This window comes from Microcella pacifica (genome assembly GCF_009371975.2).
In the GTDB taxonomy this organism is placed as follows: Bacteria; Actinomycetota; Actinomycetes; order Actinomycetales; family Microbacteriaceae; genus Microcella; species Microcella pacifica.
The window spans coordinates 1-11,239 of the sequence record NZ_VIKT02000038.1 but is presented as its reverse complement, the minus strand read 5'-3'; the positions used below and the strand labels follow the sequence as shown (position 1 = coordinate 11,239).

12 protein-coding genes and 1 pseudogene are annotated in these 11,239 nt (G+C 64.4%); 9 read left to right on the top strand and 4 right to left on the bottom strand.

Annotated features, from left to right (window positions below):
* Nucleotides 1-121: 121 nt before the first annotated feature.
* The 3 genes from FK219_RS13005 (at nt 122) to FK219_RS12995 (ending at nt 3,734) form a co-directional block, all read left to right on the top strand.
* On the top strand, nt 122-415 hold the full coding sequence (locus FK219_RS13005; protein WP_152584296.1) for a helix-turn-helix domain-containing protein: 294 nt from the start codon (nt 122-124) through the stop codon (nt 413-415).
* Between the two features lie 424 nt (nt 416-839).
* On the top strand, nt 840-1,901 hold the full coding sequence (locus FK219_RS13000) for a site-specific integrase (RefSeq protein ID WP_152584295.1): 1,062 nt from the start codon (nt 840-842) through the stop codon (nt 1,899-1,901).
* Nucleotides 1,902-3,554: 1,653 nt separating this feature from the next.
* Nucleotides 3,555-3,734: a hypothetical protein gene (locus FK219_RS12995; protein WP_152584294.1), complete on the top strand. Its 180-nt coding sequence runs from the start codon at nt 3,555-3,557 to the stop codon at nt 3,732-3,734.
* 41 nt (nt 3,735-3,775) lie between these two features.
* Here FK219_RS12995 and FK219_RS12990 read toward each other — a convergent pair whose 3' ends face one another.
* Nucleotides 3,776-4,318: a dihydrofolate reductase family protein gene (locus tag FK219_RS12990; RefSeq protein WP_152584293.1), complete on the bottom strand. Its 543-nt coding sequence runs from the start codon at nt 4,316-4,318 to the stop codon at nt 3,776-3,778.
* A 79-nt stretch (nt 4,319-4,397) separates the two neighbouring features.
* Between FK219_RS12990 and FK219_RS12985 the strand changes: the two genes are divergently transcribed.
* Both FK219_RS12985 and FK219_RS12980 read left to right on the top strand, forming a co-directional pair.
* On the top strand, nt 4,398-4,760 hold the full coding sequence (locus FK219_RS12985; RefSeq protein ID WP_152584292.1) for a DUF2200 domain-containing protein: 363 nt from the start codon (nt 4,398-4,400) through the stop codon (nt 4,758-4,760).
* A 134-nt stretch (nt 4,761-4,894) separates the two neighbouring features.
* Nucleotides 4,895-5,173 (top strand): YchJ family protein, encoded by a 279-nt coding sequence (locus FK219_RS12980; RefSeq protein WP_210416831.1) that lies wholly within the window; start codon nt 4,895-4,897, stop codon nt 5,171-5,173.
* Between the two features lie 12 nt (nt 5,174-5,185).
* Here FK219_RS12980 and trpD read toward each other — a convergent pair whose 3' ends face one another.
* Nucleotides 5,186-6,250: an anthranilate phosphoribosyltransferase gene (gene trpD / locus FK219_RS12975; RefSeq protein ID WP_152584291.1), complete on the bottom strand. Its 1,065-nt coding sequence runs from the start codon at nt 6,248-6,250 to the stop codon at nt 5,186-5,188.
* Between the two features lie 78 nt (nt 6,251-6,328).
* Here trpD and ctaE point away from each other — a divergent pair, with 78 nt between their 5' ends.
* From ctaE to qcrB, 4 genes are all read left to right on the top strand, one after another.
* The gene (ctaE, locus tag FK219_RS12970) at nt 6,329-6,958 is read left to right on the top strand and encodes an aa3-type cytochrome oxidase subunit III (RefSeq protein WP_152584290.1); all 630 of its coding nucleotides are present in this window, start codon (nt 6,329-6,331) and stop codon (nt 6,956-6,958) included.
* Between the two features lie 64 nt (nt 6,959-7,022).
* A complete protein-coding gene (gene qcrC / locus FK219_RS12965; RefSeq protein WP_152584289.1) occupies nt 7,023-7,823 on the top strand; it encodes a cytochrome bc1 complex diheme cytochrome c subunit in 801 nt (266 codons plus the stop codon).
* Nucleotides 7,824-7,855: 32 nt separating this feature from the next.
* Nucleotides 7,856-8,920, top strand: coding sequence for a cytochrome bc1 complex Rieske iron-sulfur subunit (qcrA, locus tag FK219_RS12960; protein ID WP_152584288.1), 1,065 nt, complete (start codon nt 7,856-7,858; stop codon nt 8,918-8,920).
* Entirely contained in the window at nt 8,917-10,539 is a 1,623-nt protein-coding gene (qcrB, locus tag FK219_RS12955) for a cytochrome bc1 complex cytochrome b subunit (RefSeq protein ID WP_152584287.1), read from the top strand. The genes qcrA and qcrB overlap by 4 nt, the downstream gene beginning before the upstream one ends.
* Before the next feature lie 59 nt (nt 10,540-10,598).
* Here qcrB and FK219_RS12950 read toward each other — a convergent pair whose 3' ends face one another.
* Entirely contained in the window at nt 10,599-10,922 is a 324-nt protein-coding gene (locus tag FK219_RS12950) for a hypothetical protein (RefSeq protein WP_152584286.1), read from the bottom strand.
* Nucleotides 10,923-11,006: 84 nt separating this feature from the next.
* Nucleotides 11,007-11,239: pseudogene (locus tag FK219_RS13510) on the bottom strand (hypothetical protein); the annotation flags it as partial.

Here is an 11,239-nt window from a genome sequence, read left to right as displayed (position 1 = left end):
CCCGCTCCCGCATGCGCGTCCTGCCCGACACCGAAAGCGAGGTGGTCGCCGACACCTTCATCGCACTCAGCGCATAAAGCGAAGGATCAGCCGTTACACCACTTCCAGGGACTTGACCCTAATGGCGCGTAACGCCATGCACAACAGCACCGACCTTGCCCCGCACCTGGAACAGCGCGGGATCACCCTGTCGTCAGCCCAGATTTGGAGACTCGTCACCCAACGCCCTGAACGCATCTCTATCCAGATGCTCTCGGCACTTTGCGACATCTTCCACTGCTCCCCCGCCGACTTGATTTCGGTCACCGCGGTCGATGAAGCCGCAAGGATTCAGGTCAATCAGCGGCCAGCCAGCGAACTCCCTGAGTCGCGACATCGGCCACGACGCGCTCGCATAATCCGCGATGGCGACTGAGCAACTGCCGCCCCGCAGGCCACGTGGACGCCCTCGGGATACAGGCGACAAGCTCTGTCCACGTTGCGAGCGTGCGACCACCCGACTCGAATCGCTGTCCCCCGGCCACGTCTTCTGCCGTAGCTGCATCGAGACCGCACTCCACACACACGGAACATGCCCCGGCTGCACCACCGACACACTCCTTCCCGGATTGGACTCAGAAGGACAGTCGATCTGCTCAGATTGTGCCGGCTACACGCGCAACTTCACCTGCTCGCGATGCTCGAAGGAGCGGGCGCCGTACCGGAGAGGGCTCTGCGAGTGGTGCTCTCTCGCCGACGACCTCGATTTAGTGTTGCAGCCCTCGGCCTTCAGCCCCGAGTCTGCGTTCGGCAGCGCGTTGCGAAGTCACCTGCTCGAAGCCGCAAGGCCGAGGAGCATCGTGCGATGGCTGCAGAACGTTCAAGTAAGGGACCTGCTCTCCGGCCTCGCCCGAGGCGACGTCGACGCCACGCACGAATCTCTCGACCAACTGCCCCAAAACGCCTCCCTTGCGCATATCCGCGCGCTGCTGATTGACCGTGGCCAGCTCCCGTCACGCGACGAAGCATTGGCGCGATTCACCGCCTGGATTCCGATGAAAATTGACACCGTTCGCGCACCTGAAAGCCGAGACGCTCTTCGCCGCTTCGCAACTTGGCATCACTTGCGCCGTGTTCGGATGAGCGCTGAAAAGGATCGAGGCGCCACGTCTGCTGCCCACAACGCAAAGCAGGAGATCACTGTTGCAGCCAACTTTCTCAACTGGCTCGGGGATCGCGGAACGGCATTGAGCTCGTGCGGACAGGAACACATCGATCTCTGGGTCAGCAACGGTCCGACGACCCGCTACACGGTCAGGAACTTTCTCACCTACACGGCCGCAAGCCAGCTATCTCGTTCGCTCGTCGTTCCGCGCCGAACCGTGAAATCGATTCGCCGAGTTGACAAGCTCGAGCGCATCGAAATGATCCGACGCATCCTGGATGACAGATCGCATCCAACCTCGCATCGCCTCGCTGCACTTCTGCTGCTGATCTTCGGCCAACCCATCACCCGCATCGTGAGCATGACCATCGACGATTTCAACCTTGCGGACACAGGCGCGCAAATTCGGTTCTCTGACGACTGGATCGAACTGCCTCCTGCTGTCGCGAAGCTTGTGGCTGATCATCTAGAGAACCGCGCACCGACGATGACACGAGCGGTCGATCAAAGCCACTACGTGTTCCCAGGGTCTCGCCCAGGTCAGCACATCCATCGCGATTCGCTGAAAACAGCACTCAACCGGCTGGGAATCGACCTGCTCGGCACCAGAAACACAACCCTCGACGAACTTGTAGCCGCCATGCCCAGCCCGTTGGTGGCAGATTCGCTGGGCTTCAGCTACTCCGCCCTGGCTCAGCACGAAAGCTTCCAGGGTCTGCGCTTTGAGAGGTACGTCGCCGGCCGGTACTCCGACTGACATCGATATCTTCCACACAAGGCGATCTCGCTCCGCCGCAGCAAGATGAACTCCTGGTGTTGTTCTCCGACTGGAAACGCAGGACGAGCGATCTCATCAACCAGATCTCACATTTGGAGACTTGTTTCGAACCCACACGACGGTCAACTCGATTGAACAATTATCCTGCTCGTCAACTGCGTCGATGTCAGCGATGAGTGTCGCGTGAAGGCGCTCCAAACGGGGGCGATGATGAGCGACCAGAGCGCTCCGGCTAATTCGGATCAAGCCTCATTAAGGCTTGCCCCCCGAAGACGTATGGCCTTAGCCTCAGAGGCATCTAGGGTTGAAAATCGCGGTGGGGAGTATGGACATGAGCGTGACACTCCGTCAAGGGAAGCCACGAGGTCTGATCGGAATAGCGATCACCGCTGGCCTTATCTTGTCGCTGGGCGTGGGGGGACCGGCGTCAGCGAAAGTGACGCCGGTAGAGGACCTTCCAGAGTTCCCAGCATTGGAAGCCTTGTTTGACGGCAACAAATCAGCAACGGTGGTCCAATACTCGGTACAGGCAGGCGACTATCGCGGCCCGAGTGGTGAGCGAGTGACCGTCCAAGCGTCCGCTACATACGTTTGCAAGCTGACTGTTGACAATCCGCATTGGTCAACTGGAGCCCGAAGCGTCATTACGAAGCCGCGCGTTCAATGCAAAGGTCCAACAAGTACTATTCCAATGCGCGTTTACGGGGTACTCGCGAGGACGACAACCAACAGCATCCCTTCGTTGGTCGTAGTCGCAAGCTCGGACTACATTCAGAACGTGACGGTTACAAGCGCCACAAACTGGGGCCCTCTTGCTACTTGGTACGTTCCCGCGCAGACTAGCTCTCAGAAGATAGCCCGAGGGGCATACTTCCGCGGCGCTGCCTCAGCAAGCCCGGCGCCGCCTCTGGTTCCATTTTCTGTTCCGGGTGCTGCCTCGGCGTTCTTGTGGGTGCCATAGCGCGCGGCTAGCCGCCGCCTATGTTGATTTCGCTCTAGAACGGGTTGCGTGCAAAAGCCCTAGTCCAGGCCCCCCCTTCGCGGGATACTCCATGTAGAGGACGAAATCACGGCCGTCGCGTCCAGCCCAATCCAGCGCATCAATGACGGAATCGGCTCCATTTAGCTGCCGTTCGTCAACGGAGCCATCGTCGAAAAAAAAGTAGACCCGGTAAACCGGAGCATCGATCTCCTCAACTACATCCCGCGGGTCTATCCCGATTGACTTCACTTTGCCTCCGCGCATGGAGCCAATCATGTACCTCGATCTACAAGTCCTGCAAGCAGTAGCGGCCTCCGCCGGAGTCGCTCGAGGCCATTGAGCTTGGAGTTCAAGACACCGAATCGCAAGACTTTCGTGACGGGCTTCACCCGAATCCGAGCCGCGGTCGCATTCGCGTGACGGAACGTCGCGGCGACGAATCCCCAAGACGGGCTAACCGCGACTCACAGGCTACGGCTATTCGGCCTTGGTTCCGCACGAAGGCTTCCGGGGTCTGCGGTTTGAGCGATACGTCAGCGGCCGACTCTCCGACAGAATGCGGTGATTTCTACTCAAAGTGATTTCGCTCATCCCCAACAGCCCCAATTTGGCATCCGGAGGGTGCGTCAGCCGGGTCTAGAGTGACGCTCATGAACACCTCCCCTGACTTCGGACCATTCGCCGCAGTGGGCATCCTGGGCCTCGTGCTCTGGCTCGTCTTCACCGCCGGCATCATCGTGCTGTCGGTGTGGATCACCTACACGGTGATCTGGCGCGCCGTGCGCCGAGGGATGCGTGAGTTCTACTCACAACGTCCTGAGCTCCGGTAGTCGTCGACACAGGGGCTAAAGAGGTACGGCCGGGTCGGCGACTACATCGTGGTCGCGGGCACGTAGCGCTCGGCTCGCGTGCCCGACGTGAACTCGATGACGTCGACGAGCCGAAGGTCGAGCGGCGCAGAGAGTCCCTCGAACAGTCGCGGCCCGTGACCCACGAGCGTCGGGTACACGACGAACTCGTACTCGTCGATGAGCCCGGCGTCGGCGAGAGCCAGCGGTAGCGTGACGCCACCTACGTACAGCCCCTCCCCTGGTTGCTCCTTCAGCGTCCTGACCGCCTCGACCGGATCGCCGTCGATCAGTTCGGTGTTCCAGCCGTCCGGTTCGCGCGTGCTCGAGACGAGGTACTTCTTGACCTCAGTGATCGACTCCTGGAACGGACGCATCCACGGCGGCAGGTCGTCGGCGGTGCGCCAGAACTCCATGAGCTCGTAGGTCGTACGACCGAGAATGATCGCGTCGGCGCGGTCAATGGTCTGCGCCGCGTGCTGATGGGACTCCTCGTCGGGATGGCCCGTCATATGGTCGACGCAGCCGTCGAGCGAGACGGTGATCGAGTACCGGAGCAGTCGCACTCGCTCAGAATGGCACGAGGTCGCGGTCCCCGCCAGGTATCCCGGGGCCCGGGAGGCCCTGCGCGGTAATGTGCGGGGCATGGCCACGGCACCCGTAACGCTCGAACGCGTCACCCGCATGACCGTGGCGAGTGTGTATCCGCTCTACCTCGCCAAGCTCGAACGAAAGGGCCGCACGAAGCCGGAGCTCGACGAGGTCATCACGTGGTTGACGGGGTTCGACGAGGCCACGATCGCCCAGCTGGTGCGCGACGAGGTGACGTTCGCCGAGTTCTTCGATCGTGCGACCCTTAACGCGAATGCATCGCTCATCACAGGAGTGATCTGCGGCGTGAGGGTCGAAGAGATCGAAGAACCCCTCATGCAGCGTGTGCGCTACCTCGACAAGCTCGTCGATGAGCTCGCCAAGGGCAAAGCCATGGAGAAAGTGCTGCGGCACTGAGGTATGCCGACACGCTGTCCCTGCCTCAGCGGACTGCCCTACGACGAGTGCTGCGGCCGACTGCACCGCGATGAGGCGCTTGCTGCGGCCGACTGCACCGCGATGAGGCGCTTGCTGCGACCGCAGAGCAGCTCATGCGCTCGCGCTTCTCAGCCTTCGCGGTCGGCCATGCCGACTACCTGCTCGAGTCATGGCATCCGTCGACGCGGCCGGCGGCGCTCGAGCTGGATTCCGAGCTGCGCTGGTATCGGCTCGACATCACGGAGCGCAGCGGCGGAGGGCCGCTCGACTCTGAGGGCACCGTCGAATTCGAAGCGCACTACCGCTCCCCCGCCGGCGCCGGGTCGCAGCGCGGGAACAGTTGCTTCGTCCTCGAGGACGGGCTCTGGAACTACCTCCGCGCGCGTAGCTGACGCGCACTCATCTCAGCTCGGCCCCGACTGCGTCGCGCGTGCCCACGCATCGAGCTTCGCCGCAGCACGCCCCGAGTCGACCGCCTCGGCCGCGACCGCGAGCTGCTCGCCGAGGCGCTCTACGAGCGGCCTGCGCACCTGATCGGGATCCTGTGCGAGAGCGAAGGAGACGAGTCCCGCCGCGGCGTTGAGCAGCACGATGTCGCGCACCGGGCCCGACTCCCCCGCGAGGACCGCGCGCGCGAGACCCGCGTTGTGCTCGGGCGTCGACCCCAGCAGGTCGTCGATCTGCGCTGTCGCGATCCCCAGCTCACTCGGGTCGAGGTCGTGCTCCGTCACCGAGCCGCGCGAGACCTCCCACACGTGCGAGTGCCCCGTGGTCGTGAGCTTGTCGATGCCGTCATCGCCCCGGTAGAGCAGCGCGGTCGCGCCGCGCGTGCGGAACACGCCCACCATGAGCGGCACCCGATCGAGGTGCGCGACCCCGACGGCCGAGGCCTCGGGGCGGGCCGGATTGCACAGCGGGCCAAGAATGTTGAAGACCGTGGAGACGCCGAGCTCGCGCCGCGCAGGGCCTGCGTGCCGGAATCCCGGGTGGAACGTCGGCGCGTGCAGGTAGGTGAGCCCCACCTCGTCGAAGACGCGCGCCACCCCCTCGGGGTCGAGCTCGAGGTCGATGCCGAGCACGCCAAGCACATCCGAAGCGCCCGAGGCCGAGCTCGCACCCTTGTTCCCGTGCTTGGCGACGGGCACGCCGGTCGCCGCAACCACGATGGAGGCGATCGAGGAGACGTTGACGACCGCGCCGTACGGGTCGCCTCCGGTACCGACGATGTCGAGAACCATGGGCGGGATGCTCACCTCACGTGCATGGGTGAGCGCAGCATCCCGAAACCCCACGATCTCATCGACCGTCTCGCCCTTCGCCCGCAACGCGATGAGGAAGCCGGCCAGTTGCGCCTCGGTGACCTCCCCCGACATGACCTGGCGCATCGCCCAGGACGCATCGGCGATCGAGAGATCCTCACGCTCGAGCAGTCGAGTGAGCAGAGTCGGCCAGGTGAGCGTCGCAGGCATGGCCCCAGGCTACTGAATCGGCGCCATTGGGCATGTCGTCGGGCTCAAACCATCAGGATCATCGGTCATAATGGGTGAGTGACCAGCACCTCTCTCTCCAGCTCGCTCAGCGCGCCCACGATCAACCGACCGAACGTCGTCGCCGTGGGCACGATCGTCTGGCTGGGCAGCGAAGTCATGTTCTTCGCGGGCCTGTTCGCCATCTACTTCACGCTCAGGTCGACCTCCCCCGACCTGTGGACGGCGGGAACCGAGAAGTTAAACATCCCGTTCGCGGCGACGATCACGACCGTCCTCGTGTTGTCGTCCGTCACCGCGCAGTTCGGCGTATTCGCCGCGGAGCGCCTGCAGCCGCGCCGCACCGGGTGGAAGCCCACGCAGTGGGGCATGATCGAGTGGTTCTTCCTCACCTACGCCATGGGCGCGGTATTCGTCGCCGGTCAGGTCTACGAGTACTCGGTGCTCGTGAGCGAGTTCGTCACCCTCAACTCCGACGCCTTCGGCTCGGCCTTCTACCTCACGACCGGCTTCCACGGATTGCACGTCACCGGCGGTCTCATCTCCTTCCTCCTGGTGATCGGCCGCGCGTATGCCGTGAAGATCTTCACACATCGGGATGCGACCAGCGCGATCGTGGTCTCCTATTACTGGCACTTCGTCGACGTGGTCTGGATCGGCCTGTTCCTCGTCATCTACATCCTGCAATAGCCAGCTTCACTCCGCACCGCTTCGACGAGACTCCCCCGAGAGACGAAAAGAGACGCACCACACCATGGCACTCTCCTCAACAGCCTCCTCCCGACGAGCCGGTCGACGTAGCCCCTTGGTCACCACCGCTCTGCTGGTCGCGGGTTTGCTCGCCACCGGTGGTGTGTACGCCTTGGTCGCGACTTCGGCCTCTGCCGACACGCGTGCGGCGAGTGCCCAGCTTGTCGATGAGGGCGGCAAGCTCTTCGCCGCGAACTGTGCGACCTGCCACGGCCTCGCAGCACAAGGAACCGCGGCAGGGCCGAGCCTCATCGGCGTTGGTGCTCTCGCCGTCGACTTCCAGGTCGGCACCGGGCGCATGCCGCTGGCCGCCTCCGGCCCCCAGGCCGACGTCAAGCCCGTGCAGTTCACCCAGGAGCAGATCGACGCGATGGCGGCCTGGGTCGCCGAGCTCGCACCGGGCCCCGCCATCCCTGCCGACCGCTACCTCGCCGGCGACGGCGACGCGGCCAACGGAGCCCAGCTCTTCCGCACCAACTGCGCCATGTGCCACAACGTCGCGGGCGCGGGTGGTGCGCTGACCGAGGGCAAGTGGGCGCCGGGGCTGTCGAACATCGATCCCGTGCACGTCTATGCGGCCATGGTCACCGGCCCCCAGAACATGCCCGTCTTCAGCGACCTCAACCTCTCCCCCGAGGACAAGAACGACATCATCACCTACCTGCGGTACCTCGATGAGAACCCGTCAGTCGGCGGTTTCGACCTCGGCAGCCTGGGCCCCGTCTCGGAGGGCCTCTTCATCTGGATCTTCGGCCTCGGAGCACTCGTCGCGGTGACGATCTGGCTCACCGCCAAGTCCAACTGAGCCGCGACACATACCTGACGAGAGGATTGGCAATGGCGGAGGTTCACGACGGAGCCGCGGGCTCGGAGGTCGAGAAGCACGAGACTGCGGCGCCCGCACCGGCGACCGCGGTCGTGCGTGCCGATCGCATCCCCAACCCCGGCTTCCCGCCGGAGCGCCTGAGGGTCACCGATCTCGACCCGAAGAAGGAGAAGCAGGCGGAGCGCACCGTGAGCGGGCTCTTCCTGCTGTCGATCGTGGGCAGCATCATCGCCGTCGTCGCGTACATCGTGCTCCCCATCGAGGAGGGCAACCCAGGCTCGGTCCGCCTCAACAACCTCTTCCTCGGCGTCGGCATCACCCTCGGCCTCCTCGGCATCGGCATCGGTGCCGTGCACTGGTCGAAGGCGCTCATGCACGGCCACGAGCTCGTCGAGCAACGCCACCCCACGCGCGGCAGCGACGAATCGCGCACGCGCGCCGTCGAGATCTTCCGCGAGTCCAACAAGGAGTCGGGCTTCACGCGTCGCAGCCTCGTGCGCAACACCCTCATCGGTGCTCTCGTGGCCACGCCGATCCCCGCAGTCGCCCTGTTCCGCGACCTCGCGCCAGAGGAAGACCCGATCGCGCTCCTCAAGCAAACGATGTGGGAGGAGGGCACGCGCCTCGCCCTCGATCCCTCGGGCGTGCCCATCCGGGCTTCCGACGTCACCATCGGCTCCGTGTTCCACGTCATTCCCGAGGGCCTAGCCGAGCTCGAGTCGCACCGCCTGGAGGAGAAGGCGAAGGCCGCCGTGCTCCTCATGCGCCTCCCTCCGGACGAGCTCAACATCCGCGAGGGCCGCGAGACCTGGTCGTACGACGGCATCGTCGCCTACTCCAAGATCTGCACGCACGTGGGGTGCCCCGTTGCGCTGTACGAGCAGCAGACGCACCACCTGCTGTGCCCCTGCCACCAGTCCCAGTTCGACGTCGCGAACCACTGCGAGGTCATCTTCGGGCCGGCGGCACGCCCTCTTCCCCAGCTCCCGATCACTGTGGACGACGAGGGTTACCTAGTCGCGCGACGCGACTTCGAAGAACCTGTGGGACCGAGTTTCTGGGAGCGTGAACTGTGAGCACCACTGCCGCTGCACCCGCCACCGGGTCGACCGAGGCCGTGCCGTCGCGCGGCATGCGGTTCACCGGCTGGGCGGCGAATTACGTCGACGAGCGGACGAGCGCGTCCACGGCCGTCAAGGCCCTGGGGCGCAAGATCTTCCCCGACCACTGGTCGTTCATGCTCGGCGAGGTCGCTCTCTACAGCTTCATCGTCATCCTCCTGAGCGGCACCTTCCTCACCTTCTTCTTCGACCCCTCGATGACCGAGGTCGAGTACGAGGGCTCCTACCTGCCGCTCAACGGCATTCCGATGTCCGTCGCTTACGCGACCTCGCTCGACATCTCGTTCGAGATCCGCGGCGGACTCCTCATGCGCCAGGTCCACCACTGGGCCGCACTGCTGTTCGTCGCCTCCATCGGCTTACACATGCTGCGCGTGTTTTTCACGGGTGCCTTCCGCAAGCCGCGCGAGCTCAACTGGATCGTCGGCTTCCTGCTCTTCGTCATGGCGATGGCGCTGGGCTTCACGGGCTACTCGCTCCCCGACGACCTCCTCTCGGGCAACGGCCTGCGCATCATCGACGGCATGATCAAGGCGGTTCCCGTCGCCGGCGGCTGGATCTCCTACCTGCTGTTCGGCAACGAGTTCCCCGGCACCGACATCATCCCGCGCCTCTACGTGCTCCACATCATGCTGCTGCCGGCGATCACGATCGCTCTCATCGGTATTCACATGGTTCTGCTCGTGGTCAACAAGCACACTCAGTTCGCCGCGCCGGGCCGCACCAATGACAACGTCGTGGGCGCCCCCGTCATGCCGGTGTTCGCCGCCAAGGCCGGTGGGTTCTTCTTCATCGTCTTCGGCGTCATCGTGCTGATCGCGTCATTCTTCACGATCAACCCGATCTGGAACTACGGGCCGTACGACCCCTCCCCCGTCTCGGCCGGCACCCAGCCGGACTGGTACATCGGCTTCGCGGACGGCGCCTTGCGACTTATCCCGTCGAACCTGGAGTCGGTCATCTTCGGCTACACCTGGTCGTGGGGTGTGCTCATCCCGTTGGTCGGCCTCGTGCTGTTCCTCGCCGTCGTGGCGCTCTACCCGTTCCTCGAGGCATGGGTGAGCGGCGACAAGCGCGAGCACCACATCGCTGAGCGCCCTCGCAACGCCCCAGCCCGCACCGCCATCGGCGCCGCCGGCGTGGTGTTCTACGCCGTGCTGTGGGCTGCTGCGAGCTCCGACCTCATCGCGACGCACTTCCGGCTGTCGATCGAGGGGGTGATCCTCGCCCTGCAGACCCTCGCCATCGCGGGCCCCATCATCGCGTACCTCGTCACGAAGCGCGTGTGCCTCGCCCTGCAGCGCAAGGATCGCGAGATTGCCCTGCACGGGTTCGAATCGGGCCGCATCGTGCGCCTGCCCGGCGGCGAGTACATCGAGGTGCACGAGCAGCTCGACGACTACGAGCGCTGGAAGCTAGTGAGCTACGAGGAGTACCAGCCGCTCATGGTCCGACCGGACGACCGCGGACGCATCACCGTCCGTCAGCGCGTCCGTGCCGGTCTCTCGCGCTGGTTCTTCGAAGACCGCATCGCGCCCGTCACGGTGCGCGAGCTGGAGCAGCAGAAGCACTAGGCACGCTTCACGAGAAGGGGGTCCCCGCCCCCCGGCGGGGCAACCCCCTTCTGTGTCCGCTAGACGAAGAACTCCAGCTCGACCTCGTCACGCAGCGAGGCTACGAGTTGCTCGACGATGAGCGACCGCTCCTGCGCCGTTGCCTGTTGCTGCAGCTGATCGCGCACATCCTCGAACGGTGGAATCACCTCCGCGGCCGCGCCTGACTCCTCCTGCTGGGCGAGGACGGCCTCGTAGAGCTCGCGTAGCTCGTCCTCTGTGAACGTGAGCTCACCGACCTCCGTGGCGATCACCGCGTCGATCGTGGCCTGTGCCGTAAGTTCCTCTCGAGCCGGCTCCTCATTCAGACCCTGCTTAGCGAGCAGGTCGAACAGCTCCTCCACGGAGCCGAGCTGATTCTGCGCGGCCAGCGTCTCCGCGAGGCGATCAACGTCGGCCTCCGACGCCTCGATCCCCTCTCGTTCCGCTTACCGCTCCAGCAGTTCGACGGTGACGAGGTTCTCCGCCACCTCGCGCTGCAGAGCTGACTCGTCGACCGGCACCCCGGTCTGCTGAGCCTGCAGCGATGCTTGCGCGTACTGAGCCCTGATCCACCGAGCGGGTCCGCTTTCGCGTGGGTGTGGGAGCAGCGAAATGTCCTTCTGACCGGGGAGAATGGGGGTGTTGAAGCCAGATTCATGCCGAGCCGGAAGGACACCTC

What these genes read in the sequence shown, in the direction of transcription:
- FK219_RS13005 (WP_152584296.1), top strand. Translation starts at nt 122, where the DNA reads ATGGCGCGTAACGCCATGCACAACAGCACCGACCTTGCCCCGCACCTG.
- FK219_RS12995 (WP_152584294.1), top strand. Translation starts at nt 3,555, where the DNA reads ATGAACACCTCCCCTGACTTCGGACCATTCGCCGCAGTGGGCATCCTG.
- FK219_RS12985 (WP_152584292.1), top strand. Translation starts at nt 4,398, where the DNA reads ATGGCCACGGCACCCGTAACGCTCGAACGCGTCACCCGCATGACCGTG.
- FK219_RS12980 (WP_210416831.1), top strand. Translation starts at nt 4,895, where the DNA reads ATGCGCTCGCGCTTCTCAGCCTTCGCGGTCGGCCATGCCGACTACCTG.
- trpD (WP_152584291.1), bottom strand. Translation starts at nt 6,250, where the DNA reads ATGCCTGCGACGCTCACCTGGCCGACTCTGCTCACTCGACTGCTCGAG.
- qcrC (WP_152584289.1), top strand. Translation starts at nt 7,023, where the DNA reads ATGGCACTCTCCTCAACAGCCTCCTCCCGACGAGCCGGTCGACGTAGC.
- qcrA (WP_152584288.1), top strand. Translation starts at nt 7,856, where the DNA reads ATGGCGGAGGTTCACGACGGAGCCGCGGGCTCGGAGGTCGAGAAGCAC.